Raw genomic sequence first — 25,480 nt, forward strand, 5'->3', positions numbered from 1 at the left:
GGCACCGAACGCACGAGCCGCAGATAGGGCGCAAGCAGGCCTGCAGTTCGAGAACTCAGACCGCAAACTTGGAAACGACCCACGCAGCGACGAACAGGATGCAGAACAGCCGCGCAGGCTGGGAAATACTGCCGCCATGCCACCGTGCCGCGAGGTAGACGATCATCCCCAGCGCCAGAGCATCCGTCAAGTTGCCGGATACCAGGGCGATACCGGCCATGGTGACGCTCGTGATGACGGAAACGATGTCCTTTGCCGCGAGCTCGCCGATGCTGCGCCATGCCATCAGTCCGCCAAGGGTCATCAAAGCAGGCGTGGTCGCAACCGGCGGGATGGACGAAAACAGCGGTGTGAAGAACAGGGTCGCGATGAATCCTAAGCTGGCCACTATCGCGGTGAGGCCGGTGCGGCCGCCGGCTTCGACGCCAGCGACGGATTCGATGTAAGGGCTGACGCTGGCGGTACCCAGAAGGCCTCCAAGAACGGTTGCGGACGCGTCGCTCACATAGGCGGCACGCATGCCGCCGGCGCTCTCCTGTCCGGCGGCTCGCGTCACGGTGACGGTGGTGGCGATCAGCCCGACGCATTCGTTGAACGTCACGAAGGCCAGCGCGATGAGCCCCACCAGCGGTTTAGCTATGAGGGGACCGAAGTCTAAGGCGAATGCCGTATGCCGAGGCCAGTGCGGCCAAACCGGAAGCAAGGCCGCGAGCGCATTCGCCACGCCGCGCCCGCTTGCCAATTCAAAGATCGTCGCCGTGACCAGGACGGATCCGATCAGGGCTCCCGGAGTGCGACGAGCGGCCAGTACGAACGTTGCGGGTATCGCAAGGAGCAAGAGAATCAATCCCGCGTCGGGGCGGGCATCCGGGCCGGCTGCAAGCCCGATCTGGCTGACAGCAATCCGGCATAGGAAAAATCCGAAGGCAGCGTTCAGGCCGATCTTCATGTCGTCCGGAATGCCTTGCGTAAGGCGCTCGCGTATGCCTGCGACGCCAAGCAAGAGCACGATGACCCCGGACCCCAGCATGATCGCCAGGCCCGCCTGCCATGACAGGCCCATCTGACCAACGATGACGTAAGCGAAAAACGCGTTGGATCCCATGGATGGCGCAAGACCCAGCGGCAGGTTCGCCAGCAAGCCAGTTGCCATGCTGCCGGCAATGGAGACGACGATCGTCGCGATTGCAACGTCGCTGCTGTCCATACCGGCCTGGGCCATCACCGCGGGATTGACGGCGACGATGTAAACCATGGCCACGAAGGTCGTCAGGCCGGCAAGGATTTCCCTGCCGACCGTGCTTCCACGTGCCGAGATGAGGAAGTGCCGCTCCAGAAGGCCGCGCTTGGCGCGTCGTCCGCTCCGATTATCGCCGGTCGTATCGTCGGAATCGGGCGACGCGTCCATAACCTTCCAAGCCTGTGGCCAACCGCGCTCGGGCCGGAGCTTCGCACGCTGGAGCTCAGGCCGCCAGCGGCGACATGCTCCTGCGCGACCGCATCGCGATTCCGATCAGACCGAAGCCAATGAAGGATATGATCAGGCCGGGTAATCCTGCCCCGACGATCGGTCCGGGGACCGCTGCGATCGAAAGCTCAAAGTTATCGGCTCCCAAAAAGCCCGACGAGGGCAAATCGATCGGATCGCCGTTCGCATCGACTGCACCGGCCGATCGCATGCCGAAGCCGAATGTGATGGCGTCTCCCGAGAAGTCCAGCCCGGTCGCCGATCCCGCTGCACCAAAGTTGGCGGGGTCGAATAGCTTGAAATCGCTTGCCTTAATATTCGTCGTGGCCAGCGTGTACCAGCTGCCGCCGAGCTGATTGAAGGGGCCGAACGTAAAGATGCTCTGGTAGATCTTACCGTCCTGCTGCGCCAGGATGCGAAGGGAATAGCTCCCGACCGCGATCGGCACCCCGTTGACCGTCGGCGCGAAGAACCGGTCGAGAGAGGCTGATAGCGAGCCGATGGCACCGCTTACCCCCGGATCGTATACGAAGTTTGTGTGGATGGCCGTGAACAGCACTCCGGAAGCATTGCCGCCCTGTGCGCTGTAGGTGCCCTCCAGTGCGGTGCCGGGATTGCCCGAAGGCGTCTGCCCATAGGCCGTCGTTACCGTCGGACCCGCATAAGACGTTACAATATAGTCGCTCGTATCGAACGTGCTGTCGGCGAAGACCGTGCCGGCGAGCGCGGGAGCTGCCATAAGCACGCTGGATACGGTCGCCCCCAAAACCAACACTTCCAATTTCTTGATCAAAATCATCGCTATTCACCTTTTAGATGAGCCGCTTCTTGCGGCAACGCGAGCGGCCGCTGGCGCCGGACTTCTCCATAGGGCACAATGGTGGAACTCCGCTTGCAGATTTCGACGCATTTTTTACATCGGCCGTCAGAGGCCTCACGCCAATCATTTGCGAGCCCGGCCAGCCCCCGCTGAGGAGCGAGGAAGGGGAAATGAAATTGAAAGACTTCAGCTTTTCCGATGCCGACCCCGATCGGATAAGAACGACGCTGACAAGCCTTTATGGCAAAGCCCGATTTTCATTTTTGGGCGATGATCGCCGCGCCCGGGCCACGCTGCACGGACGTTCGGCCGGCGGCGTCAGCGTCATTCGAGCTCGCTTCTCGACGGCCTTCCGGCTGAACCTCGAGGGGTTGGCTCCCGATGACGGCGGGCTCGCCATCTTTTTGCGCACGAAGGGAAACGCAAGAGTGCAGACCCCCGATCGGGTTGTCGATTGCGAGCAAGGCCGCTGGATACCTTTCGCATCCGGAGCGGCTCGTGAGGTCGAGACTTCGCACGACCTCGCCGATACGGCGATTGTCATTGCGCCGTCCCTGGTGAATGCGGCTTGCCGTTCGTATCTGGAGACTGCCCCAACGGAGACGCTCAAACTCGACTCGTCACCCCTGGCGCCGTCCCTTGCCACCAGATGGGCCGAAATCGTTGGCGCGCTGGACGCACTCACCGCCGTTCATGACTGTCCGGCTGACGCCGTTGCGCGCGTTGCGGAGCACGGGCTGTCGTTGCTGCTCGACCAGCACCCCCACAATTTCGCAAGATATCGGCGTTGTGCGCCCGCGCATAGCGCGGCCAACGCCGGTGGTTTGTCGACACCGGCCCATGCCGCCCAACCGACGCTTACAGGGACCCAGATAGAGGTTCTGCGTAGTTATATCAGCGCGTCGTTGGACGGCCGCATCGACGTCCCCGCGTTGGCCAATCTGGTGGGTATGGGAACGACTCGTTTCGCCGTCGCATTCCGGCATGCGTTCGGAACGCCCCCCGGACACTACGTCCGGGACGAGCGCCTTCGTCGTGCAATGTGGCTGCTCGAACATGAATCGATGACGATAGCCGCCGTGGCCGCGGAAGCGGGCTTCTCCAGCCAGAGTCATCTGGTCGCCCGGATGCTGGCCGTTGCCGGGGTCACGCCGCGCGACTATCGTCGTTCCAGGCGCGACGGACAAAATGCCGACGGTCACTCGAAGGGGTGATGGGAAACAGGCGTACAATGCGGCAACCACGAGAACGAAATCGATTAGAGCTTTCCATCGCCTGCAGCTTCATAACATATCCGGGGAGAAACTTTAGCCGGATCGATCATCAGCAGGACCAATCCGCGCGCCCCTGAACAGATGATTGGCGACCTCGACAACCTGCTCCGGCTTCGTCGGTGGGGCCTTCAATGTCCCACCAGGATCGCCTTGCCGACATCCTCATAATGCGTGTCCCGCGCCTGGATCTGCTGGGCGATCGCGTGCATGTCGCGAAACCGCCGCTCGAACGGCTGGCTGCGAAACACTGCGGTCGCGCCGGCCATGTGATAGGCGGTGTCGACCACGCGCGCGGATTGATGGATGGTCCAGGTCGCGGCGAGGCGGACTGCGCTCCGATGCGCGGCGCTGAATTCGCCGGTTGCGCAGAGGTCGCGCCACATCGCATTCGCGGTCGCATAGAGATAAGCGCGCGCGGCACGCAAATCGCCTTCGGTGCGGCCGATCAGGCCCTGGACCGCGCCGTTGTCGCGCATGGCACGGGCCGCGAGCGAGGGGTGCTTGCCACGCGCCAGCGCGATGGCGGCATCCAGCGTGGCGCGTGCGACGCCGAGCGAGACCGCGGCAAAACCCAGGCTGAATGTCGCGCCGGTGCCGACCCTGTAGAGCGGGCCGGGCTCGCGCAGTGCGGCCGGCACGTCGCGAAACGCCGTAAAGCGCTCGGGGATGAAGAGGTCGTGCACCTCATAGGAATCGGTGCCGGTGCCGGCAAGGCCAATCGCCTGCCACACGTCGTGCAAGATCGCGCTTCCAGCGGGAAACAGGATGGTGCGCAGCTCCGGCGATCCGTCGGCGTTCTTGCGCGGCACCCCGTCAGCGCCCACGATGCGCACATGCGCGCCGAGCCAGCTCGCCTGCCGCGAGCCCGAGGCAAAATCCCAGCGCGCCGTGACGCGATAGCCGCCCTCGACCGCGTGGGCCTCATGCGCGATCGCACCCCAGGCGAGGATGCCGGGAGCGGTGTTGAAGATCTGCTGCGCGGTGCCGTGGTCGAGCCAGGCAGCGATCATCGCGCAGACGCTGCACTGGCCGAGGCACCACGCCGTGGAGGCATCCGCCTTCGCGATCTCCTCCAGCATCTGCATGAAGATTTCAACGGGCGCCTCGGCGCCGCCGAGGCTCTGCGGCAGCAGCGCCCGATAGAGCCCGTTCTCGATCAGGGCGTTCACGACGATCGGCGTCAGCTGACGGGTGCGCTCGATCTCGTCGGCCTCGCGCGCAATCATTGGCGCGATCGCGCTGGCACGTTCGACCAGGTCAAGTCCGGCAATAGCGTCCATGCGCCTTCCTCGCTCATTCTTCGTGAGCTGTGAGAGGCGCGGATGGTGGTCTATTTGGTCGGAAGGATCAAGACGGAGTGTGCCGTCATTCCAGGCTCGCCTAAATGCGCTGCCGGAACGACAGTCGATGCGCGCGATCCGCTCGGCGCCGCTGATTTCGGAAGCTCCACGATACGCATCAAGGCAACATCTGTTTTGAGGAATCTCAAGCTGGGAACGCTTGCTCGTTGCGTCCGCCTGTTCAGCCTCGCGAGCCGTTGATCTGCCTCAAAGGCGATGGCGGCGGTGCTCCTATGCTGCGTCGATCGAGAGGAGCGCGCCGATGTCCGTGCAGGATCATTCCGCTTATCCGGAGCGGCATGCCGAGGGTATGTCCATAAAGGCCAAGGCCGGCCTGGTCCTGATCGGGTTTCTGGCCATCGCCGGCGTACTGCTGTTCACCGAGCACAGGGCTCATGTGCTCGGATTGCTGGTCTGGCTTCCGCTTCTCGCCTGTCCGCTGATGCACGTCTTCATGCACGGCGGACATGATCATCATCACGGCGGCGGCCGGCCGGACGATTCGAGGAGGGCGTGATGCACGACACCGCGCCTGCCTACGGCCTCTGGAGCCTCGTCATCGTCAACTCGGCGGTGTTCATCCTGTTTGCCTACAGCTTCTTCAAGCCGCAGACCTCGCGCGACTGGCGCTCCTTCGGCGCCTTCAGCGCGTTCCTGGTGGCGCTGTTCGCGGAGATGTACGGCTTCCCGCTCACTATCTACGTCCTGTCGGGCTGGCTGCAGTCGCGCTATCCGAACATCGACTGGTTCTCCCACGACGCCGGCCATCTGCTCGAGATGATGTTCGGTTGGAAGACCAATCCGCACGCCGGGCCGTTCCACGTTCTCAGCTTCATCCTCATCGCCGCCGGCTTCATCCTGATCTCGGCCGCCTGGCGGGTGCTGTACGAGGCGCAGCAGACCCGGAGCCTCGCCACCACCGGCCCCTACAGATACGTCAGGCATCCGCAATATGTCGGCTTCATCCTGGTGATGTTCGGCTTCCTGTTGCAGTGGCCGACGATTCTTACGCTGGCGATGTTTCCGGTACTGACCGTCATGTACGTCCGCCTGGCGAGAAACGAGGAGAAGGACGCGCGAGCCGAATTTGGCGTCGCCTATGACAAATATGCGGCCGACGTTCCGGGCTTCATTCCGAAGCTGAGCCGGCTGCTCAGCCAGGAATCCAGCGGAGGTTATCGCCATGGCCAATAGACAGGCTTTGGCTCGATGTCGACGTGCAGGCGGTTTGATGAACGCTGTGGTCTAATCTCATGTTCGAGCTTGTTGTTTCGCGGCTGGAGGCTGCCGACGATGTTGAAGTCGTCGAGCGCAAGGGCCTCGGACATCCGGACACCATCTGCGATGCTCTTGCCGAGACGTTGTCCCGCAACCTCTGTCGGGAATACCGCAGCCGGTTCGGCCGCGTGCTGCATCACAATGTCGATAAGGCGCTGTTGTGTGCCGGCAAAGCCGCTCCGGCCTTCGGGGGCGGTCGCGTGATCGAACCGATAAGGATCCTACTGGCCGGGCGCGCGATCGCCGATGAGACGATCCCGATCGCGGAGATCGCGGTCGAAGGCTCCAGGTCGTGGTTGAAGACAAATCTTCACGCGCTGGATCCGGATCGTGATGTCCGCTTCGAGGCCCTGGTTCGGCAGGGGTCACAGGATCTGCAGGCACTGTTCTCGCGCCGGGATCCGGAAGGCCTTCCGCTGGCCAATGATACGTCGTTCGGGGTCGGGCACGCTCCATTGAGCGCGGTCGAACGGCTCGTATTGGCCGTCGACCGGCAACTGCACGGCCGCGCCCGTACCCACGACCATCCGGCTTGGGGCGAGGATATCAAGGTCATGGCAGTGCGAAAAGGCACATGGCTCAGGCTCACGGTCGCCTGCGCGATGATCGGACGATATCTCGCCGGTATCGACGACTATCTCGAACAGAAGGCTGCCCTCGCGGCCTGGGTCCGTGGATGTGCTGGCGAGCATGGGTTTGCAGAGTGCGAGGTCGTCGTCAATGCGGCGGACGACATTGAATCCGGAAGCGTCTATCTGACGGTTACCGGCACGTCCGCAGAAGGTGGAGATGATGGCCAAGTCGGACGCGGCAATCGCGTCAACGGGCTGATCACGCCGTGCAGGCCGATGAGCCTGGAGGCCGCCGCAGGCAAGAACCCCGTCAGCCATGTCGGCAAGATCTACAACGTCCTAGCGGCCCGGACGGCCGAAAAGCTGGTCTCCCTGATTCCGGAGGTTAAGGAAGCGCGGTGTCTGATCGTCAGCAAGATCGGCGCGCCGGTAGACCATCCGGCTCTCGTCCATCTCCATTTGGCGATGCAGCAGGGCGTCCCGCTGGAGCAGGTCAAGACACGGACCGAAGAAGTGGTCGCCGCTCAGTTTGACCAAATTTCCGAGCTCATCAACGAGCTCGTTACCGGAACGACCGGGGTCTTCTGAACCCGACGCGCTCGGCCGATGTCCGGCCGCGGTTGTCCGACCGAGGCCAAGGGTGCCTGGACTCTGAGGTAAATCAATACGGCACCGCCGCAAGCGTTGCAGGCTGTCCTCAAGAGGAGAGTCCAATGAGCCGGCCTGTCTTCACCGCCAAGGGCCTGACCAAGACCTACGTCTCCGGCGAAGTGATGGTACATGCCCTCAACGACGTGAATCTCGAGATCGCCGAGAAGGAAGTGGTCGTGCTGCTCGGTCCCTCCGGCAGCGGCAAGACGACGTTGCTCAACATCATGGGTGGGCTCGACCGGCCGAGCGGCGGCCGGCTGTTCTTCCGTGATCAGGATCTGACCGATCTCGGGGATCGCGAGCTGACGAAGTATCGCCGCGACCATGTCGGCTTCGTCTTCCAGTTCTACAATCTGGTGCCGAGCCTCACGGCTTACGAAAACGTCGCGCTGGTCACCGAGGTCGCGAGGAACCCGATGCGCGCGGGCGACGCGCTCACCCTCGTCGGACTCGAGGAGCGCATGCATCACTTTCCCGCCCAACTCTCCGGCGGCGAGCAGCAGCGCGTGGCGATCGCCCGCGCGATCGCCAAGCGCCCGGCGGTGCTGCTCTGCGACGAGCCGACCGGGGCGCTGGATTCGAAGACCGGCGTCCGCGTCATCGAGGCGCTGCTCGGCGTCAACCGGCAGCTCGGGACCACCACTGTCATCATTACTCACAATGCCAGCATCCAGGAGGTCGCCGACCGGGTGCTGTTCTTCGCCGACGGTAGCATCTCCCGCATCCAGGCCAACGAGGTTCGGCGGGACGCTGCCGAGCTGACCTGGTGACGTCATGAAGGTGCTCGACATCAAGCTGTTTCGCGACGTCAGGCGGCTCTGGGCGCAGGTGCTCGCGGTCGCGTTGGTCGTCGGCGGCGGGGTTGCGACGCTGGTGCTCGCGGTCGGCTCGCATCGATCGCTGGAGGAGACGCGGATCGCCTATTACGAGCGATACGGCTTTGCCGATGTGTTCGCGCAGGTGAAGCGGGCGCCCAAGGCCCTCGTCGACAGGATCGGTGAGATCCCCGGCGTTGCCGCCGTCGATGCCCGCATCGCCAAGCCGGCAGTGCTGGACATTCCCGGCTTCTCTGCGCCGGCCAGCGCCCAGTTCGTTTCGCTGCCCGACGACGGCGAGCCGCATCTCAACCGGCTCTACGTGCGCTCGGGACGGCTTCCGGAGCCGGGGCGGACGGAGGAGGTCGTCGTCAACGAGCCGTTCGCCCGGGCGCACGGCTTCGCAGAGGGCGCGCGGTTCTCCGCCATCCTCAACGGCAGGAAGCGCGAGCTCGTCATCGTCGGCACCGCGCTGTCACCCGAGTTCGTCTACACCGTCGGCCCGGGCGATCTGATGCCGGATGATCGCCGGTACGCTATCGTCTGGATGTCGGAGAAGGCGCTCGCCGGCGTCTACGATCTCGACGGCGCCTTTTCGGCGGTCGCGGTCAAGCTGCAGCCCGGCGCGTCCGAGCGCGAGGTGGTGCTGCGGCTCCATGCCTTGCTCGACCCGTATGGCGGCCAGGCCGCCCATGGCCGCAAGGACCAGACCTCGCACGCCTGGCTCGACCACGAGCTCGACATGCTCAACAACATGAGCCGCACGCTGCCGCCGATCTTCCTCCTGGTCGCGGCCTTCCTCGTCAATCTCACTCTGACCCGGCTGGTCGCGCTCGAGCGCGAGCAGATCGGCCTGCTGAAGGCGCTGGGCTATTCCGACGGCAGCATCGTGCTGCATTATTTCAAGTTCGTCGCCTTCATCGTCGTCGCCGGCATTGTGCTGGGCGGCGTCGCCGGCACCTGGCTCGGGCTGCGCGTCACCGCCCTGTTCGGCGACTTCTTCCACTTCCCGTTCCTGGTGTTCGCGAAGGCGCCGGACCTGTACCTCACCGCGGGTGCGCTGAGCGCGGCGGCGGCGGTGATCGGCGCGTTCCGGGCGCTGCGCGAGGTGGTGAGGCTACCGCCGGCCGTCGCCATGCAGCCGCCGCCCCCGCCGGTCTATCGCCGGCTGCTCCCCGCGCGCATCCAGCTCGACCGAATCGTGTCGCAGCCGACGCTGATGATGATCCGCAACATCGTGCGGCACCCGGTGCGGGCCTTCTTCACCGCGCTTGGCATGGCGCTGGCCACCGCGATCCTGGTCGTCTCGCTATTCACGCGCGACAGCATGGAGCACCTGACCGACGTGACCTACTTCCTCGCCGACCGGCAGGACGCGACCATCGGCTTTGCCGAGAAGCGGGTCGCGAACGTCGTGGAGCAGGTGAGGCGGCTTCCTGGCGTTCTCGCCGCCGAGCCGTTCCGCGAGGTGCCGGTGCGGATCCGACACGGCAATGTCGAGCGCCGCATCGTCATCAGTGGCCGGCCGGCTGACGCCGACCTCCGGCGCATCATCGATGCCGAGCTTCGGCCGGTCGTGCTCCCGGAGACGGGGCTCGCCATCTCCGGCCTGCTTGCGCACATCCTCGGCGTCGGCCCAGGCGGCAGCGTCGAGATCGACTTGCTCGAGGGCGCCCGGCGAACCGTCATGGTGCCGGTGGTCGCCACCGTCGAGGACTATTTCGGCATCAGGGGCATGATGCAGAGCGAGGCGTTGCGCAAGCTGATGCGCGAGGCGCCGGTCGTGACCAGCGTCAATCTCAGCCTCGATGCCAACCGGACGGAGGAGTTCTACACGGCGGTGAAGTCCATGCCGACGGTCGGCGGCGTGGCGCTGCAGCGCGTCTCGCTGGCGAATTTCCGCAAGACCGTCGCGCTGCTCGTCACCACGATGGCGAGCATCTACACCGGGCTCGCCGCCGTGATCGCGTTCGGCGTCGTCTACAACAACGCGCGTATCTCGCTGTCCGAACGGGCGCGGGAGCTGGCCAGCCTGCGCGTGCTCGGCTTCACGCGCGGCGAGGTGCTGCGCATTCTGCTGCTGGAGCTCGCCATCCTCACCCTGGTCGCCCAGCCGCCCGGCTGGCTGATGGGCTACGGCCTCGCTTGGGTGATGAAGACGAACCTCGCCGGCGAATTGATGCGCGTCCGTCTGGTCGTCGAGAACTCGACCTACGTCATCGCCACCTCCGTCGTGGTGCTGGCCGCCATCGCTTCCGCCGCGGTCATCCGCGAACGCATCGACAGACTGGACCTCGTCGCGGTCCTCAAGACGCGAGATTAGCCATGCCCGCAAACTGGACCAAACGCATCATCGGCATCGCGCTCGTGGCCGCGATCCTCGGGGGGCTCGCCTGGTTCGCCTGGCCGCGGCCGGTGCTGGTCGATCTCGCGGCCGTGGCGAAGGGACCGATCGAGGTCACGGCGGACGACGACGGCAAGACCCGCGTGCGCCACGTCTACACGGTGTCGGCGCCGATCGCGGGCAAGGTGCTGAGGATATCGCATCCACTCGGCGAGCAAGGACCCTCGCTCCATGTCGGCGACGAGGTCGTCGCCAACCAGACCGTCGCCCTGATGCAGCCCACGCTGCCCGGCTTCATCGATGCGCGATCCCGCGATCAGTTGCAGGCGGAGGTCTTGGCCGCCGACGCCGCCATCCAGCAGCAGGAGGCGGAAGTGCAGCGGATCGAAGCCGCGCTCGACTTCTCGCGGACCGAGTTGCAGCGCTCGCAGACCTTGTTGCGGACGCAGTCCACCTCTGCCCAGGCCTACGACAAGGCGAAATTCGAAGTCGCCACCAACGAGGCCGCCTTGAAGAGCGCCAAGGCCCAGGTCGAGATGCGCCGCGCGGTGCGCACTAGCCTGGCGGCGCGGCTGATGGACCCGGCGAGCGCCGCTCCGTCGGCGGAGCCGACCTGCTGCATCCGCGTGCTGACGCCGGCAAGCGGGCGCGTGCTGAAGATCATCCAGGACAGCGAGACCACGGTGCTGCCGGGAACGCCGCTGGTCGATATCGGTAACCCGCTCGATCTCGAGGTCGTGGCCGATCTGCTCTCGACCGATGCCGTCCAGGTCAAGGTCGGCGCGCCGGTGCGGATCGATGGCTGGGGCGGACAGCCCATCCGGGGGAAGGTGGTCCGGGTCGACCCCGCCGGATTCCTGAAGGTCTCGGCGCTCGGCATCGAGGAGCAGCGGGTCCGCGTCACCATCGATTTCAGCGATCCGCCCGAGAATTGGGTCACGCTCGGACACGACTATCGCGTCGTGGTCCACGTCACCACCTGGAGCGCTCCGGACGCTCTCACCGTGCCGGTGAGCGCCTTGTTCCGGCAAGGCGGTCAGTGGGCCGTCTTCGTCGACGAGAACGGCCGCGCCAGGACGGCTCCGGTGCAGATCGGTCACCGCAGCAGCCGCACCGCCGAAGTTGTCGCAGGACTCGCCGCAGGCGATCGCGTCGTGCTGCATCCGAGCGACCGGATCAGCCACGGCATCAGGATCGCGCAGCGAGCCGTCGCTCCATGATGATGGTGCGTTCGTCGTCATAATAGCTGTCGCGCACCGCCTTGAACCCGAGCCGCGCGTAGAAGGTCTCGGCAGTGACCGACGAAGGAACGGTCAAGGACGGGATGTTCCGCGCGCGTGCGGTCCGTTCGATCTCGGCCATCAGCAGCTTGCCGATCCCGCGCGCCTGGACGTCGGGCGCCACGAAGACGGTGCGGACGACGCTGTCGTCGAGGCTTGCCGCGCCGACGATGCGGTTGCCAAGGGTGGCAACGAAGACGGTGCGTTTTCCGATCAGCTGCCGCACCGCGTCCGCACTGAAGCTGCGCTCGACCCGTGCGATGATCGCGTCCGTATAGTCCTTCGCATTGGTCTCGCGCAGCGCCCGCAGGATGACGGCACTGATGTCACCGGCGTCGTCGTCGTGCGCGGGCCGGATCGTGCAGTCTATGGTTTGCTCCATTGAGGCCTTCGAGGACGACTGCGCCGCCTGCGCCCCGGCCGCGCTCATCAGGGGACATTTCGACAACGTCTCACTCGATCACATCGTCGGTCAGCACGAGAATGGTGGGAGGAATCGTCACGCCGAGCGTGCGTGCCGTTTTGAGATTGACGGCCAGTTCGAACTTGGTGGGCAGCTGGATTGGCATGTTGGCGGGTTTCTGTCCCTTCAGGATCAGATCGACATAGCCTGCAGCGCGACGAAACAGGTCGTCGATGTCGGCACCATAGCTGATCAGGGCCCCGGCGTGCACGAACTCCCTCTGCTGGCCGATGACGGCGATCTTCATGTCGATGCCGATGCGGCAAATCGCGTCGCGCATCGCGGCGGTCATGTAGTCACGGATGACGATCACGGCGTTGCCGCCCGCGCCCGCAAGCACGTTGAGTTGTTCGGCAACCGCTGCGGGCGACGCGCTTGTGAGCCCGAGGCGCACCGGCTCCAGCCCCGCGCGCCGTGCTTCCTCGGTGGTTTGCGCCCCCCAGGCGCTGAAGGTCGGATCCGTCGCATTGTTCAAGACGCCGATCCTCTTCAGCGACGGCAGTATCTCCCGGATCATCTCGATGCGCTTGGCCGACATCTCCTCGCCGAACGCAGCGAAGCCGGTGAGGCTGCCGCCCGGCCGGGCAAGGCTCTGAAACAGTTCAGGGTCGCTTTGCACCGCAGGCAACGCCACGGCGACGACGGGAATATTGGTCTTCCTGACGATCGCGCGTGCCGCGGCCGGGCCTGGCGAAAGCAGTACGTCGACTTGTCTGGCTATCAGGTCGTCGATCAGTGCCAGACCGCGCGTAACATCGCCGGCCGTCGAGTGAGCCTCAATGACGATGTTGCGGCCATCCGCATAGCCCAGCTCGGCCATCGCCTTCCGGAACGGAACGAGCGTCGCATTGTCGATTTCCGGCGTGGCAAATCCGACGAAACCCACGACCGGGATGCGCTTCTGGGCAAACGCGCCGCGCGCCGAGATCGCCGCCATTCCCAAGAAGCCCAGAAACTTCCGCCGCCTCATTTGGCCCCGCGATCTTGGAGCGAACTGACCGAGGCGATCGTACACCACCATGGCCGGAGTCAGAAAGTCCACTCGGGGGCAGGCCCGGGCGTCGAGCAAAAGGCCGGGGCGGCGAATCTACCGGCCGACTGCAGGCCCAAGGCTCGGCAGATGTGCATGGTGAGACCAGGGTCGCCCCTCGACCGTGCCAAATCCCATCGCTTCCCAGAACCGCGCCGCGCCATCGTTTCCCGCGTGGACAGTGACCACGGAGACTTTCCCCGCGGCCTCCTGCAGCAGGGCGTTCGCGATCGCCTGGGCAATCCCGCGCCTTCGATAGTGCCGGTGCACGTAGAGCCGGCGCATGCGCCACATCGGCGGCGAAGTCGGCGTGGGCTCGTCGGTGATCGCTCCGATCCCGGCCAATCGGCCATCCCAGCGGCACGCGAAGATCGCGTGAAACATCGCGCGATTCTGCGAGCATTCCGCGGCCAGGCGCGTCATGTGCCCGTGGCCGCCGGCTGTGGCGTCGGCTTGGAGGTCGGGAAAATCGGCCGGAAGAGTGTCGGCGGTGCGCTCGAGGAAAATCATCGTCATGGGGCAGTTCGTCCGACGCAGCTAGGAGAGCGATCGATCAAGCCGGGCGAGAATGTCGCGGATGAACGGGTCCTTGCCGATCAGGTACTGCTGAATGCCCTGGTCATTCTCGCGCTCGAGCCTCAGCTTCAGGTCCTGATATCCGGCGCGATCTTCGGCATGCTGACACAGATGGTCGCGAAATGTCAGCATCCGGGCGATCTGTTCATGACCATCGAGGCACACATGAAGCTTGTGCGTGCGAATGCCGCCGACGTCCCGCTTGAAGAAATGATGGCCTGGGGACAGGTTGCCGCCGCGGCGATAGCCGAGGCGCATCAATGATCGGATCCAGTCGTCCAACCCCTCGTCCGACCGGACCACGGCAAGCACGTCGATTTCGTCCTTCGCCGCAAGTCCGGGCACGGCGGTGCTGCCAACGTGGTGAATGCCGATCAGCCCGGAGCCGAAGACGGGTTTCAGCCGCGCCTCTTCCGCCGCGTATTGCTGCGGCCAGGCCGGATCATAGGGCTTGATGGGGCTCGTGAGCGGCACGTCGCAACATTAAAACATGATCCGGAAAAGTGCGAAGCGGTTTTCCGGAATGATCATGCGCCAACAACAACCCAAAGCGCGGTGACGATTCATCCAGATCTCATCGCGCTTCAGGCCGAAACGCGAACGCCACCTGGCTGGTCGGGACGGGGCGGGCGACGTGTCCGCCGCCGCGGGTTTGGCAACGGCAGACGAGCCGAGTGAGGCGCGATCATTCGATCACTTCGTCCGCGGACGCCACGAGGGAGTCGGGCAAGCGCAGGCCGAGCTTCCCGGCGGTTTGCAAATTGAGGACCATTTCGAACTTCGTCGGTCGCTCGATCGGCAAGTCCGCCGGTCGTGCTCCCTTGAGGATGCGGTCCACATACGAGGCCAGCCGGTGGTACGAATCGGAGAGCTTCGGTCCGTACGTGCAGAGCGCGCCGCTTCGGGCAAAGATCGGCCAGCCCGAAATGACCGGCGCCCGATGTTGCATGGCAAACTCGATGATCCTGCTTCGCGATTGAATGGCAAAGCCGTCCGCGAACAGCGAGATCGCTTGCGGAGGGTTCAGTTTCATGGCCGCGAATGCCGAGACGAGTTGGTCCTCGGTTGCCGTGCCGAAGAAGTCGGTTGCCACGCCAAGCCTCTTGGCCGTTTCCTCCGAATAGATGCGCTCGATCTGGGAGCCCGGGTGTTCGGGGTTTCCGATGATGGCAACGCGCTGCAGGCCCGGGACCGCGTCTCGCAGGATCTGCAGGCGCTTGGCGTTCAGTTCGGCCGCCATGAAGGTGAGGCCCGACATGTTGCCGCCCGGATGCGAAAGGCTTTGGGCGAGGCCCGCGATGACGGGGTCTCCGCTGAAGACATAGACCGTCGGGGTCGGCAGCTTCAGCTCGTTGACCACGGCGACCGCAGATCCCTGGACAACCAGGACGTCGACCGGCTTTCGCACCAACTCCGCGGCAAGCGCCGGTACGCGCGTCGGATCGTCGTCACCATAGCGATAGGTGATTTCCAGATTCCCGTTCTCGACATAGCCAAGTCCGTCGAGAGCCGCTCTGAAGACCTCGACAAAGGGCGCGAGGCTCGCTTCTCGCTGAGCCGTCAGAAACCCTATCCGAAACGGCTTGCCCGCCGCCATTAACCGCTGCGGCGCGGCTAACGCGAAACCAGCACTGCAAAACAGAAACGCGCGTCGGTCCATCTGGCCGCCTCCACGGCAGCCGCCAGCTTAGCCGCATTTGCCCACGTCATCCAGTCACGCCGCCCGGCCACTGATGACGGATACCGCAACGGCTCGGCTCATTGAACAGGCCGCCGGAGCGTCACCCCGTCAGGCCGCTGCGCGGCCGAGGTCGAGTGTCGGCCTACGCCGCGTCGGAAAGCTCAGCGCCACCGCGACGGCGGCGAGCCCGATCGCGAAGGAGCCCACGTGCAGCCACGTGTAGCGCTGGAAATTGTCGAACACGAGCCCGCCGGCCCATGGCCCGAGCGCCATGCCGAGGCTGGCGAAGGCCGACACCGCGCCGAACACGGTGCCCATGATGCGCGCGCCGAAGAACTCGCGGACCAGCACGGCATAGAGCGGCATCCCCCCGCCATAGGCGAGGCCGAACACCACCGAGAGCGCGTAGAACTCGCCGAGCTGGGCCACCGCGAGATAGGTCGCGATGCACATCGCCTGCACGAGGAGGCCGCCGACCAGCACGGGCTTTGCACCGATCCGATCGGCGAGCGCGCCCAGCAGCAGGCGCCCGCCGAGGCCCGAGACGCCGGCGACGCTGTAGACCGTCACCGCCGTGAGCGGGGCGATACCGCACACCATCGCATAGGACACCATGTGGAAGATCGGGCCGGAATGCGCCGCGCAGCAGGCGAAATGCGCCGCCGCCAGCACGACGAATTGCGGCGTGCGCAGCGCCTGCGCTGCGGTCAGCTCGACGTCCGGCGCTGCGCCCGCAGGGGTGGTGCCGGTCGCTGCCGGCGCCGGGCGCACCAGGAAGCAGGTGGGGATCAGCAGCGCCCACGAAGCGATGCCGATCACCAGCATCGCGGTGCGCCAGTCATAGGCCGTGATCAGCCAGCTCGCGGTCGGCGCAATCGTCACCGGCGACACGCCCATGCCGGCGGAAACCAGCGCCACGGCGAGGCTCCGGTTCTTGTCGATCCAGGCGCTCGCGAGCGCCATCATCGGCGCGTAGAAGCTGCCGGCGGCAATGCCGATCAAGACGCCGAAGCAAAGCTGGAACTGCCACAGGCTTGTCGCCTGGCTCGCCGTGACGAGGCCCAGCCCCAGCAGAACGGTGCCTGCGAGAACCACGATGCGGGTGCCGAACCGGTCCGACAGCGTGCCCCACAGGAACGCGGCAAATCCCATGCAGAGGAAATCCAGCGTCGCCGCCGCCGACACGCCGGCGCGCGACCAGCCCATCGCTTCCGAGATCGGCTGCAAGAACACCGCCAGCGACAGCATCGTGCCGACCCCGACACAAGTCATCAGCGCCCCCGCGGCGACAACGACCCAGCCATAGTCGAAGCGTGACGGCTTGCTCATGCGTTTCCTCGCGCTCTTGGTCTTGTTGATGGTGCGCAGGAGGGATGGTGGCTCATCTGCCGCGCGAGAGCAAGGCGGGTTGCCACCGCAGGCTGACACAGTCTGCTTGCAGTGGTAGTCTGCCGCCCGTCAGCGGCCTGCAATGCAAGCGCACACACCAACGTGCGAGGAGGCAAGTGCCATGAAATGGGGAACGCTGCGTGGGTGCTGCAGGCTGTTCTTGCCCGCCATTTTCGCTGCCGCGGTCTGCGCGCCCTCGGCATGCGCGCAGGATGTGCGAAGCGCCCCCGCCGAGCCGGGACCGGTCTTTTCGGATAGCGGCCCCGATGCCGATATCTACGGCGCGGCCGAGGGCTATCCCGTCGGTGCGCGGGGAGCCGCGCCCCAGCTCGACAAGCTCGTCGGCGTCTACAGCCATTTCGGCGAGATCTATCCCTCGCGTCCGATCGGTCGCGCGACCGCGCCCTGGCAATTCAAGCGCGCGCCGGAGCCGTCGATCGCCTACAGCTTCGGCACCGAACGGCTGAGCATCGCGGACTATCTCAAGCGCAACCCGGTGACGGGACTGCTGATCGCCAGGGACGGCACCATCCTCTACGAGCACTATCAATATGCGCGGACCGACCACGACCGCTTCGTCTCGCAGTCCATGGCCAAGACGCTGGTGGCCATGCTGGTCGGGATCGCAGTCTCGGAGGGACGGATCAAGTCGATCGACGAGCTCGCCGCGACCTATGTCCCCGGCCTTGCCGGCACGGAATATGGCAACACATCCATCCGCGCCCTGTTGAACATGTCGTCGGGCGTCGAATTCTCGGAAGTCTATGATGGGCACGACGACATCGCCCGGCTTGGGCGAGCCTTGTTCGCCGAAGAGCCCAAAGACGCCACCGCCGTCGTCGCGCAATTCAACACCCGAACCGCACCGCCGGGGACGAGATGGCACTATGCCAGCGTTGAAACCGAGATCCTCGGCCTGGTCCTGCGCGCCGCCACGGCGACGCCGGTTGCGGACTATCTGCACGACCGGATCTGGGACCCGATCGGCGCCGAGGCGGATGCCTCGTGGGCGATCGACGGCAGCGGGCAGGAGATTGCCTTTTGCTGCTTCAACGCGACCTTGCGCGACTATGCGCGCCTGGCCCGATTGCTCGCCCATGACGGCGCCTGGGAAGGTCGTCAATTGATCCCCCGGCAATGGCTGCTCGATGCCACGACCGTCAGGCCGGAGGATGGCCATCTCGCCCCGCGCGTGGCCACGCCCTATTTCGGCTATGGCTATCAGGTATGGCTCCTCCCCGGCGAGCAGCGCAGATTTGCCCTGCTCGGCATCCGCGGCCAGGTCATCCTGGTCGATCCAGCCTCCAAGCTCGTCATGGTGCACACGGCCGTTCGCCAAAAGCCGTCCGAGCCGGGCGCCCTCAGGGAGCCGCTCGCATTGTGGTTCGCCGTGCTTCAGCAGCTCGGGCAATGATGGTGGGGTGGCGTCCGCCGGCATACAGCCGCGCCGTCGCGCGCTGATCGCGTTCGTCCTCCTGACCGTCCGTGATGGACCGGTCGGCGCCGCGGCTGCATTGAACCTGTCCGGCTTCCGGGAGCACCAACGGCGCGTAGGTCGCCGATGTCGCGGCGACGAGGGAAGGCGCGATGAAGGCTCTGAAAGCATAGATCTGTGTTGCGATCACGGCGCTTGCCCTGAGCCTGTCGTTCGGCGCGCCGTCGCACGCCGAAGACGGCGAGACGGAGGCGCTCACGCGGCAGATGAAGGAGCTTTATCGGGCCGGGAAATACGCGGAAGCGCTGCCGCTGGCCCAGAAGTCTCTGACCCTTCACGAAAAGGAGTTCGGCCCTGACGATGCCCGCGTCGCGATGCCGCTGAGCGACCTCGGCACGATCCATCACAATCTCGGCCAATCCGCCGTTGCCGAGCCACTGTACAGGCGCGCGCTGGCCATCCGCGAGAAGACACTCGGTCCGGATCACGCGGAAGTCGCAATGGTGCTGAACAATCTCGGTGATCTCTACCGCGCGGAAAGGCGTTACGCGGAAGCGGAGCCGCTCCTGAAGCGATCGATCGCGATCGACGAGAAGGTGCTCGATTCCGACGATCCGTCCATCGTGTTGCCGCTGTGCAATCTCGGCGCCGTCTACAGCAGCCAGGGCCGCTACGACCAGGCCGAGCCGCTGTTCGAGCGGGGCCTCGCCGTGCTGCAGGAAGCGCTCGGCCCCGACGATCCCGACGCTACGGTGCTGATGAACAATTTGGCCGACACCTACACCCAGCAGCATCGCTACGCCGATGCAGAGCGGCTGCTGCAGCGGTCGATGGCCGTGACCGAGAAGGCGTATGGCGCCGATCATCCCGACATCGCGCAGGCGCTGAACAATCTGGGTGCGCTCTATGGGCGCCAGGGACGCAACGCCGAGGCCGAGCAGCTGTTCAAGCGGTCGGTCGCCATTTTCGAGAAAACCTTCGGCCCCGATCATCCGGATCTTGCTGCTGTCCTCGACAATCTCGCCAGTCTCTACAACGATCAAGGCCGCCATGCCGACGCCGAGCAAGTCCTGAAGCGGTCGACGGCCATCAGAGGGAAGACAAAGCCGATCTGAGCAGGTCGGCAAAGCCGGTCGAGACGTCCTTGGTGTGAGGATCATCAGCGGATCGCGTTGAGGGGACCATGACGAAGCCTGCAAGACTGCTCCAACTTGTCGTCGCCCTGACGTGGCTCGGATTGTCTGCCGCAACCGCGGCCGGCGGCCCATCGAAGGACATGTGGAGCGGCGCATGGACGTTCGAAATGGACCGCCAGGATCGGCCATGGCTCGTCTTTTCCGACCCCCGCGGCAAGACGGTATTCCGCATCGGCTGCGGCTCGCGTTTCGAACTGGATGCGGTCTATCCGGGCAACGCGCCGATAGAGGACCATACCGAGGCCTCGATCACGATCGGCAACGGCAAGACGCAGATGGATTTCGCCGGCTTCACATACGCCGGTCCCGGGTCGTTCCCGCCGAGGACCTCGATGTTCAACCAGGCGGACCTTGGTCATCCCGGCCTTGCCGATGATCAATGGCGCGTGCTGGAAGACCGCGTCCTTGATCTCCTGGCGTCCGGGCGGCCCCTGAGGGTCTCCGCCGAAAGCAAAAGCTACGTGCTGCCGCCGATCAAGGCACCGCGGTGGCGCACGCGCTTTCAAAAGATCTGCTGACGCTGGCTGCGGGCAGGCGGGGCGCGCGCCTCCTCCGTGGCGGTTTTTTTATCGCATTGATGGCTTCGATCATGTCGGCCCCGACGGGGCTCGATCGTCCTGGGATGGACATGTCCCGCACGAGCCGTGCATGGATCCCGAAACGACTGAATCGATGTCACCCGGGCCGTCGAAATCGAACTGGAGCAATGCCCATGAGGATCACCGTCCAAACCACCGTTGCAGCCCCCATCGATCGGGTCTGGCACGCCTATACGACGCCCGCCGACATCGTGAAGTGGAATGCGGCCTCCGACGACTGGCATACGACCAGCGCGACGGTCGACCTGCGGGAAGGCGGCGCCTTCTCGTCCCGCATGGAAGCCAAGGACGGCAGCATGGGCTTCGACTTCGCCGGCACCTACACCAAAATCGTCGAGCACAAGCGGATCGAATATTCGTTCGGCGATCGCAAGGCTGAGGTCGAGTTCGTGCCGGGGGCGGAGGGCGTTGTCGTCCGCGTCGTCTTCGATGCCGAAACGACGCACTCGGTCGAGCAGCAGCAAGGCGGTTGGCAGGCGATCCTCGACAGTTTCGCCCGGTACGTCGAGGCGAAGCCGAAGGTGTGATCGATCAGAAGTCGATGGGCTTCGCTACTGCTTCGCCCATCGACTTGCTCGGTTATCTCACGCTGCCTTGGTCAACACGTCCGTCAACCAATCCGGCTCGACGATCATGACCGAGTGTCCGGACGTCGTGTTTTCGAGGACGGTCCAGGAGCTGTCCGCCTTGCACTCCGCCGCCGCCTTGTCCATGGCAGCCGCCTGGAATTTCGGCAGGCGGATGTAGGTCTTCTTGGCGATCTTTTCGCGCGCGCCGGTGAGCTTGACCGGCTGCAGGAATGTGCCGATCGGGTGTGGAGTGACCTTCGACAACACCCAGGCGACGTCCTTCGGGTCGCTGAAGGCATTCGGCGGAAGCGCCTTGGGCGCCGGACGGCTGATCGCGCCTTCTTCGATCGGGAAAGGGACCAGGTCCCGGAATGCCTGGCCGTCCGCGGGCTTGATGGCATCGACCCAGACGATGGACGACACCCGGCTTCCGATGCGTTCGAGCGCGCCTGATGCCGGACAGCCGCCATAGGAATGCGCGACGAGGCAAATGTCCGTCAGGTCCTCCCATTCGACCAGATTGGCGATGTCGGTGATGTGGGTGTCGAGGGTGATGTCCTTGTTCAGAAGGTGTGAGCGCTCAGCCAATCCTGTCAGCGTCAGCGCATAGACGCGATGCCCCTGCTTCTGCAGGCGTTCCGTGACGCGATGCCAGGACCATGCCCCGTAATACGCGCCGGGAACGAGCACATAGGTTCTTTGCGGCGTCTGTGCGCGGGCCGGGGCGATGAAGGCCCCTGACGCGATCGCAGAGGCTGAACCAACCGAAGCGCCAAGGCTGCCGATGAGTCTGCGACGGGTGATGCTTGAACGGATCATGAAATAACTCCGTTGGATCGAATGATTGATATTTGAAAAAAATTGCACGTGCCTGATCGTGCTGGCTTATCCGGCCGGCTGCGATGACGGCATCATGCTCCCGTTTTGCCCGGCGGGTCAAACGAATTTCGGCAAATCGAAAAACGCAAATGGAAACAACGCGCCCGCTACTGTGCATGGGGTTGTTTTCGACATTTCGGCTTTTGCAGGTCCCGCATGGCGCGGGACCGGGCTGGTACCCCGCCGCCGTGCCAAGGCTTGACGGCGGCGAACGTCGCGATGAAGGCCCGAGGCTCTACCTCAGCTATCGACCTTCAGCGCGGCAATGAAGGCCTCCTGCGGGATGTCGACCTTGCCGAACTGCCGCATCTTCTTCTTGCCTTCCTTCTGCTTCTCCAGAAGCTTACGCTTACGCGTGATGTCGCCGCCGTAGCACTTCGCCGTGACGTCCTTGCGCAACGCGCGCACTGTCTCGCGCGCGATCACCTTGCCGCCGATCGCCGCCTGGATCGGGATCTGGAACATGTGCGGCGGGATCAGCTCCTTCATCTTCTCGACCATGGCGCGGCCGCGCCCCTCCGCGCGGGTGCGGTGGACCAGCATCGAGAGCGCATCGACCGGCTCGGCATTGACCAGGATCTGCATCTTGACGAGATCGGCCGGCTTGTAGTCGGTGAGATGATAGTCGAACGAGGCGTAACCCTTGGAGACCGACTTCAGGCGGTCGTAGAAATCGAACACGACCTCGTTGAGCGGCAGATCGTATTTCACCATGGCGCGGGAGCCGACGTAGGTGAGCTCCTTCTGCGAGCCGCGGCGGTCCTGGCACAGCTTCAGGACGCTGCCGAGATATTCGTCGGGCGTCATGATCGTCGCCTCGATCCAGGGCTCCTGGATCTCCTCGATCTTGACCACGTCGGGCATGTCGACGGGATTGTGGATCTCGATCTCGGTGCCGTCGGTGAGCTTCATCTTGTAGATGACGCTCGGTGCGGTCGCGATCAGGTTGAGATCGAACTCGCGCGACAGCCGCTCCTGGATGATCTCGAGGTGCAACAGGCCGAGGAAGCCGCAGCGGAAGCCGAAGCCGAGCGCGGCCGAGGTCTCCATCTCGAATGAGAAGCTGGCGTCGTTGAGGCGCAGCTTGCCCATCGCAGCGCGCAGCGTCTCGAAGTCGTCGGCATCGACCGGGAACAGGCCGCAGAACACCACGGGGATCGCCGGCTTGAAGCCCGGCAGCATTTCGGTGACCGGCTTCCTGTCGTCGGTGATGGTGTCGCCGACGCGGGTGTCGGCGACTTCCTTGATCGCGGCGGTGATGAAACCGATCTCGCCCGGGCCGAGCTCCTCGACCTGCTGCATCTTCGGGGTGAAGAAGCCGACGCGCTCGACGTCATAGGCCGCGCCGGTGCCCATCATGCGCACGCGCTGGCCCTTCTTCATGGTGCCGTCGACGATGCGCACCAGCACGACGACGCCGAGATAGACGTCGTACCAGCTGTCGACCAGCAGCGCCTTCAGCGTCGCGTCGCGGTCGCCCTTGGGCGGCGGCAAGCGGGTGACGATGGCCTCCAGCACGTCGGGCACCCCGAGGCCGGTCTTGGCCGAGATCATCACGGCATCGGACGCATCAATGCCGATGACGTCCTCGATCTGCTGTTTGACCTTCTCGGGCTCGGCCGCGGGCAGGTCGACCTTGTTCAGGACCGGGACGATCTCATGATTATTGTCGAGCGCCTGGTAGACGTTGGCGAGCGTCTGCGCTTCGACGCCCTGGCTGGCGTCGACCACCAGAAGGGAACCCTCGCACGCCGCCAGCGACCGCGACACCTCGTAGGCGAAGTCGACATGGCCGGGCGTGTCCATCAGGTTGAAGATGTAGTCCTTGCCGTCCTTGGCGCGGTATTGCAGGCGCACCGTCTGCGCCTTGATGGTAATGCCGCGCTCGCGCTCGATGTCCATGGAATCGAGCACCTGCTCCTTGCCCGCCATCTCGCGGTCGGAGAGGCCGCCGGTCATCTGGATCAGGCGGTCGGCCAGCGTCGATTTGCCATGGTCGATATGGGCGACGATGGAGAAATTGCGGATGTTGGAGATGGGGACGGTCGTCATGGGCGCGGGATACCACTCACATCCCCGTGCGGCAACCATATTGCTGTATTTTCAGGGCCTTTGTTCACGCCAAGCTGATTCCACGATCGCCCAAAACGCGCTAGGCAACCGCCATGTCGATCACGTCTCTTCCGACCCAGAGGGTGCGCACGAAGACCCGCCTGAGCTTTGACCGCTTCCGGGCCTGGCTGGTTGCCTGCGCGGTCCGCCCCGAGGCGCGATTGTGGCTGGGGATCCAGCTCGCCATCCTGCATGCGGTGCTCTGGACCTTCATCCTGATCAATCTCAAGGCAGCGCAGGACGTTCACATGGACGTCGCAGAAGCCTATGGCTGGGGCCAGCAATTCCTCTGGGGCTACGGCAAGCACCCGCCTTTGTCGGGCTGGGTCGCCGGGCTCTGGTTCAAGCTGTTCCCGGCGGCGGACTGGGCGACCTATGCGCTCGCGATGGTGACCGTCAGTGTCGGCATGGTGATCTGCTGGCTGGTAGCCCTGCGCGTGGTCGATGCGCGCCGCGCGTTCCTGGTCGTGGTGATGGTCGCGCTCTACCCGATCTTCAATTTCAAGGGGTTCAAGTACAACCCGGATCTGCTCCAGCTCGTCACGCTGCCGCTGCTGGTGCTCGCCTATCTCAATGCATTCGAGAAGCGGAGCTGGCAGTCCGGCATCTGGCTGGGACTGGCCGGCGCGCTGGCGCTGATGACCAAATATTGGGTGCTGACCATGATCGGCGCCATCGGGCTCGCTGCGCTGATCCATCCGGAGCGGCTGAAATTCCTGTCGTCGCCGGCGCCCTGGGTGGCGATCGTGACGATGGGGCTTGCGATGATCCCGCACGGCGTCTGGCTGGCGGATGCGCATTTCGTGCCGCTGACCTATGCCGGCGACACCTACAGCCTCCAGGACAAGAGCCAGGTGCATCAGCTCGTCGCCGGCTACTTCCTGCATAATTTCGCGTTGGTGGCGCTGCCGGTCGCGCTGGCCGGGCTAGCCATGATGCTGGTGCCGCCGTGGACGACGCTGCTGACGGGCGCGCCCTCGCGCATCGTCACGCGCGCCTGGGCGCGCGGTGCAAATCCAGGCGTCAATGTCTCGCAGGCGCTCAACGTCTGGATCGTCCAGGTCATCGTCGCATTCGGCCCGCCGCTCGGCGCGCTGGTCTTCAGCATCTACATGAAGACCGATTGGGGCATCCCGCTGTTCTTCCTGGTGCCCTTGGCGCTGGTCGCGATCCCCGCGCTGCGGGTGCAGAGCGGGAGCCTGTTCAACATCGCCGCGATCTGGCTGGTGCTCAGCGCCGCGACGTTGGCCGCCTCGCCCTGGATCGCCGCGCGCGAGATGGCGGCCAATGCCGGCAACACCGCCACTTACGGCGCGCGCTCGGATCTGGCGCGTGAGCTGACCCAGGCCTGGCACGCGCGCTTCGCCTCGCGCTGGGCCGTCGTCGCCGGCACCATGGAGACGATCCAGCCGATGGTGTTCTACAGCCCCGATCATCCCAGCCCGTTCACGCCGAACGAAGCCTGGGCGTCCGGGCTGACCTCGCTCGACGACGTCAAGAGATCCGGCTTCATCGGCGTGTTCGATCCGGCCAATGAACGCCTGCCCGCGTTCGAGAAATGGATCTCGGAGGTTGCGCCGAACGCCGAGCGCATAGTGATGACTACGCGCCGCTTCACCCATGGCAAGGCCGGCCCGTCGATGAGCTGGAACGTCTACATCGCGCCGCCGGCGAAGTGACCTCTTCACGTCTCCCCGCTTGTCGTAAGA

Annotated in this window: 25 protein-coding genes; 14 read left to right on the forward strand and 11 right to left on the reverse strand. The window is 64.8% G+C overall.

Features of this window, described 5'->3' with window-relative positions; translation table 11 throughout:
- Positions 1–55: 55 nt before the first annotated feature.
- Positions 56–1,408, reverse strand: a complete 1,353-nt coding sequence (locus X268_RS00950) for an NCS2 family permease (protein ID WP_128923192.1) — start codon at positions 1,406–1,408, stop codon at positions 56–58.
- A 55-nt stretch (positions 1,409–1,463) separates the two neighbouring features.
- A complete protein-coding gene (locus X268_RS00955; RefSeq protein ID WP_128923193.1) occupies positions 1,464–2,267 on the reverse strand; it encodes a hypothetical protein in 804 nt (267 codons plus the stop codon).
- 191 nt (positions 2,268–2,458) lie between these two features.
- On the opposite strand from X268_RS00955, the gene X268_RS00960 reads away from it, so the two are divergent.
- Positions 2,459–3,502 (forward strand): AraC family transcriptional regulator, encoded by a 1,044-nt coding sequence (locus X268_RS00960; protein WP_164937460.1) that lies wholly within the window; start codon positions 2,459–2,461, stop codon positions 3,500–3,502.
- A 188-nt stretch (positions 3,503–3,690) separates the two neighbouring features.
- On the opposite strand, the gene X268_RS00965 is transcribed toward X268_RS00960, so the two are convergent.
- Positions 3,691–4,842: an acyl-CoA dehydrogenase family protein gene (locus tag X268_RS00965; protein WP_128923195.1), complete on the reverse strand. Its 1,152-nt coding sequence runs from the start codon at positions 4,840–4,842 to the stop codon at positions 3,691–3,693.
- Between the two features lie 42 nt (positions 4,843–4,884).
- Between X268_RS00965 and X268_RS00970 the strand changes: the two genes are divergently transcribed.
- The 7 genes from X268_RS00970 to X268_RS01000 all read left to right on the forward strand — a co-directional run bounded on the left by X268_RS00970 (position 4,885) and on the right by X268_RS01000 (position 11,782).
- Positions 4,885–5,103 carry a hypothetical protein gene (locus tag X268_RS00970; RefSeq protein WP_128923196.1) on the forward strand — a complete coding sequence of 73 codons (219 nt, stop codon included), beginning with the start codon at positions 4,885–4,887 and terminating at the stop codon, positions 5,101–5,103.
- Positions 5,104–5,164: 61 nt separating this feature from the next.
- Positions 5,165–5,419 carry a DUF2933 domain-containing protein gene (locus X268_RS00975; RefSeq protein ID WP_128923197.1) on the forward strand — a complete coding sequence of 85 codons (255 nt, stop codon included), beginning with the start codon at positions 5,165–5,167 and terminating at the stop codon, positions 5,417–5,419.
- Complete coding sequence (locus tag X268_RS00980; protein ID WP_164937461.1) at positions 5,419–6,096, forward strand: methyltransferase family protein; 678 nt, start codon at positions 5,419–5,421, stop codon at positions 6,094–6,096. The genes X268_RS00975 and X268_RS00980 overlap by 1 nt, the downstream gene beginning before the upstream one ends.
- Positions 6,097–6,155: 59 nt before the next feature.
- Positions 6,156–7,340, forward strand: a complete 1,185-nt coding sequence (locus X268_RS00985; protein ID WP_128923199.1) for a methionine adenosyltransferase — start codon at positions 6,156–6,158, stop codon at positions 7,338–7,340.
- A 125-nt stretch (positions 7,341–7,465) separates the two neighbouring features.
- Positions 7,466–8,173, forward strand: coding sequence for an ABC transporter ATP-binding protein (locus tag X268_RS00990; protein ID WP_128923200.1), 708 nt, complete (start codon positions 7,466–7,468; stop codon positions 8,171–8,173).
- 4 nt (positions 8,174–8,177) lie between these two features.
- Positions 8,178–10,541: an ABC transporter permease gene (locus X268_RS00995; protein ID WP_128923201.1), complete on the forward strand. Its 2,364-nt coding sequence runs from the start codon at positions 8,178–8,180 to the stop codon at positions 10,539–10,541.
- Positions 10,542–10,543: 2 nt separating this feature from the next.
- Positions 10,544–11,782: an efflux RND transporter periplasmic adaptor subunit gene (locus tag X268_RS01000; RefSeq protein ID WP_128923202.1), complete on the forward strand. Its 1,239-nt coding sequence runs from the start codon at positions 10,544–10,546 to the stop codon at positions 11,780–11,782.
- Here the strand turns inward: X268_RS01000 and X268_RS01005 are convergent.
- From X268_RS01005 to X268_RS01030, 6 genes are all read right to left on the reverse strand, one after another.
- Positions 11,751–12,212 (reverse strand): GNAT family N-acetyltransferase, encoded by a 462-nt coding sequence (locus X268_RS01005; protein WP_128929109.1) that lies wholly within the window; start codon positions 12,210–12,212, stop codon positions 11,751–11,753. The two genes, X268_RS01000 and X268_RS01005, sit on opposite strands and share 32 nt — an antisense overlap.
- Before the next feature lie 82 nt (positions 12,213–12,294).
- Positions 12,295–13,242: an ABC transporter substrate-binding protein gene (locus X268_RS01010; RefSeq protein ID WP_164937462.1), complete on the reverse strand. Its 948-nt coding sequence runs from the start codon at positions 13,240–13,242 to the stop codon at positions 12,295–12,297.
- Positions 13,243–13,392: 150 nt separating this feature from the next.
- Complete coding sequence (locus X268_RS01015) at positions 13,393–13,851, reverse strand: GNAT family N-acetyltransferase (protein ID WP_128923204.1); 459 nt, start codon at positions 13,849–13,851, stop codon at positions 13,393–13,395.
- A 21-nt stretch (positions 13,852–13,872) separates the two neighbouring features.
- Positions 13,873–14,385 (reverse strand): GrpB family protein, encoded by a 513-nt coding sequence (locus tag X268_RS01020; RefSeq protein ID WP_128923205.1) that lies wholly within the window; start codon positions 14,383–14,385, stop codon positions 13,873–13,875.
- Positions 14,386–14,596: 211 nt separating this feature from the next.
- Entirely contained in the window at positions 14,597–15,571 is a 975-nt protein-coding gene (locus X268_RS01025; RefSeq protein ID WP_128923206.1) for an ABC transporter substrate-binding protein, read from the reverse strand.
- 129 nt (positions 15,572–15,700) lie between these two features.
- The gene (locus tag X268_RS01030) at positions 15,701–16,921 is read right to left on the reverse strand and encodes an MFS transporter (RefSeq protein WP_128923207.1); all 1,221 of its coding nucleotides are present in this window, start codon (positions 16,919–16,921) and stop codon (positions 15,701–15,703) included.
- Positions 16,922–17,141: 220 nt separating this feature from the next.
- Between X268_RS01030 and X268_RS01035 the strand changes: the two genes are divergently transcribed.
- From X268_RS01035 to X268_RS01050, 4 genes are all read left to right on the forward strand, one after another.
- Complete coding sequence (locus X268_RS01035) at positions 17,142–18,395, forward strand: serine hydrolase domain-containing protein (RefSeq protein ID WP_245477748.1); 1,254 nt, start codon at positions 17,142–17,144, stop codon at positions 18,393–18,395.
- 287 nt (positions 18,396–18,682) lie between these two features.
- On the forward strand, positions 18,683–19,531 hold the full coding sequence (locus tag X268_RS01040; RefSeq protein WP_245477749.1) for a tetratricopeptide repeat protein: 849 nt from the start codon (positions 18,683–18,685) through the stop codon (positions 19,529–19,531).
- Between the two features lie 68 nt (positions 19,532–19,599).
- Complete coding sequence (locus tag X268_RS01045) at positions 19,600–20,130, forward strand: hypothetical protein (protein ID WP_128923208.1); 531 nt, start codon at positions 19,600–19,602, stop codon at positions 20,128–20,130.
- Between the two features lie 194 nt (positions 20,131–20,324).
- The gene (locus X268_RS01050) at positions 20,325–20,738 is read left to right on the forward strand and encodes an SRPBCC family protein (protein ID WP_164937464.1); all 414 of its coding nucleotides are present in this window, start codon (positions 20,325–20,327) and stop codon (positions 20,736–20,738) included.
- A 57-nt stretch (positions 20,739–20,795) separates the two neighbouring features.
- Here X268_RS01050 and X268_RS01055 read toward each other — a convergent pair whose 3' ends face one another.
- A complete protein-coding gene (locus X268_RS01055) occupies positions 20,796–21,599 on the reverse strand; it encodes an alpha/beta hydrolase (protein WP_128923209.1) in 804 nt (267 codons plus the stop codon).
- Between the two features lie 25 nt (positions 21,600–21,624).
- Here X268_RS01055 and X268_RS01060 point away from each other — a divergent pair, with 25 nt between their 5' ends.
- On the forward strand, positions 21,625–21,861 hold the full coding sequence (locus X268_RS01060) for a hypothetical protein (protein WP_128923210.1): 237 nt from the start codon (positions 21,625–21,627) through the stop codon (positions 21,859–21,861).
- Positions 21,862–21,899: 38 nt separating this feature from the next.
- On the opposite strand, the gene lepA is transcribed toward X268_RS01060, so the two are convergent.
- A complete protein-coding gene (lepA, locus tag X268_RS01065; RefSeq protein WP_128923211.1) occupies positions 21,900–23,711 on the reverse strand; it encodes a translation elongation factor 4 in 1,812 nt (603 codons plus the stop codon).
- Positions 23,712–23,824: 113 nt separating this feature from the next.
- Here lepA and X268_RS01070 point away from each other — a divergent pair, with 113 nt between their 5' ends.
- Positions 23,825–25,450, forward strand: a complete 1,626-nt coding sequence (locus X268_RS01070; protein ID WP_128923212.1) for a glycosyltransferase family 39 protein — start codon at positions 23,825–23,827, stop codon at positions 25,448–25,450.
- The last annotated feature ends 30 nt before the right edge of the window (positions 25,451–25,480 follow it).

This window comes from Bradyrhizobium guangxiense, from assembly GCF_004114915.1.
Classification (GTDB): domain Bacteria; phylum Pseudomonadota; class Alphaproteobacteria; order Rhizobiales; family Xanthobacteraceae; genus Bradyrhizobium; species Bradyrhizobium guangxiense.

Bases quoted from the DNA above. Each gene is read 5' to 3' on its own strand.
- X268_RS00950 (WP_128923192.1), bottom strand. From the start codon at position 1,408: ATGGACGCGTCGCCCGATTCCGACGATACGACCGGCGATAATCGGAGC.
- X268_RS01070 (WP_128923212.1), top strand. From the start codon at position 23,825: ATGTCGATCACGTCTCTTCCGACCCAGAGGGTGCGCACGAAGACCCGC.
- X268_RS00955 (WP_128923193.1), bottom strand. From the start codon at position 2,267: ATGATTTTGATCAAGAAATTGGAAGTGTTGGTTTTGGGGGCGACCGTA.
- X268_RS00960 (WP_164937460.1), top strand. From the start codon at position 2,459: ATGAAATTGAAAGACTTCAGCTTTTCCGATGCCGACCCCGATCGGATA.
- X268_RS01050 (WP_164937464.1), top strand. From the start codon at position 20,325: ATGAGGATCACCGTCCAAACCACCGTTGCAGCCCCCATCGATCGGGTC.
- X268_RS00990 (WP_128923200.1), top strand. From the start codon at position 7,466: ATGAGCCGGCCTGTCTTCACCGCCAAGGGCCTGACCAAGACCTACGTC.
- X268_RS01025 (WP_128923206.1), bottom strand. From the start codon at position 15,571: ATGGACCGACGCGCGTTTCTGTTTTGCAGTGCTGGTTTCGCGTTAGCC.
- X268_RS01045 (WP_128923208.1), top strand. From the start codon at position 19,600: ATGACGAAGCCTGCAAGACTGCTCCAACTTGTCGTCGCCCTGACGTGG.
- X268_RS01010 (WP_164937462.1), bottom strand. From the start codon at position 13,242: ATGGCGGCGATCTCGGCGCGCGGCGCGTTTGCCCAGAAGCGCATCCCG.
- X268_RS00980 (WP_164937461.1), top strand. From the start codon at position 5,419: ATGCACGACACCGCGCCTGCCTACGGCCTCTGGAGCCTCGTCATCGTC.
- X268_RS00975 (WP_128923197.1), top strand. From the start codon at position 5,165: ATGTCCGTGCAGGATCATTCCGCTTATCCGGAGCGGCATGCCGAGGGT.
- X268_RS01055 (WP_128923209.1), bottom strand. From the start codon at position 21,599: ATGATCCGTTCAAGCATCACCCGTCGCAGACTCATCGGCAGCCTTGGC.
- X268_RS00970 (WP_128923196.1), top strand. From the start codon at position 4,885: ATGGTGGTCTATTTGGTCGGAAGGATCAAGACGGAGTGTGCCGTCATT.
- X268_RS00985 (WP_128923199.1), top strand. From the start codon at position 6,156: ATGTTCGAGCTTGTTGTTTCGCGGCTGGAGGCTGCCGACGATGTTGAA.
- X268_RS01040 (WP_245477749.1), top strand. From the start codon at position 18,683: ATGAAGGAGCTTTATCGGGCCGGGAAATACGCGGAAGCGCTGCCGCTG.
- X268_RS00995 (WP_128923201.1), top strand. From the start codon at position 8,178: ATGAAGGTGCTCGACATCAAGCTGTTTCGCGACGTCAGGCGGCTCTGG.
- lepA (WP_128923211.1), bottom strand. From the start codon at position 23,711: ATGACGACCGTCCCCATCTCCAACATCCGCAATTTCTCCATCGTCGCC.
- X268_RS00965 (WP_128923195.1), bottom strand. From the start codon at position 4,842: ATGGACGCTATTGCCGGACTTGACCTGGTCGAACGTGCCAGCGCGATC.
- X268_RS01030 (WP_128923207.1), bottom strand. From the start codon at position 16,921: ATGAGCAAGCCGTCACGCTTCGACTATGGCTGGGTCGTTGTCGCCGCG.
- X268_RS01000 (WP_128923202.1), top strand. From the start codon at position 10,544: ATGCCCGCAAACTGGACCAAACGCATCATCGGCATCGCGCTCGTGGCC.
- X268_RS01015 (WP_128923204.1), bottom strand. From the start codon at position 13,851: ATGACGATGATTTTCCTCGAGCGCACCGCCGACACTCTTCCGGCCGAT.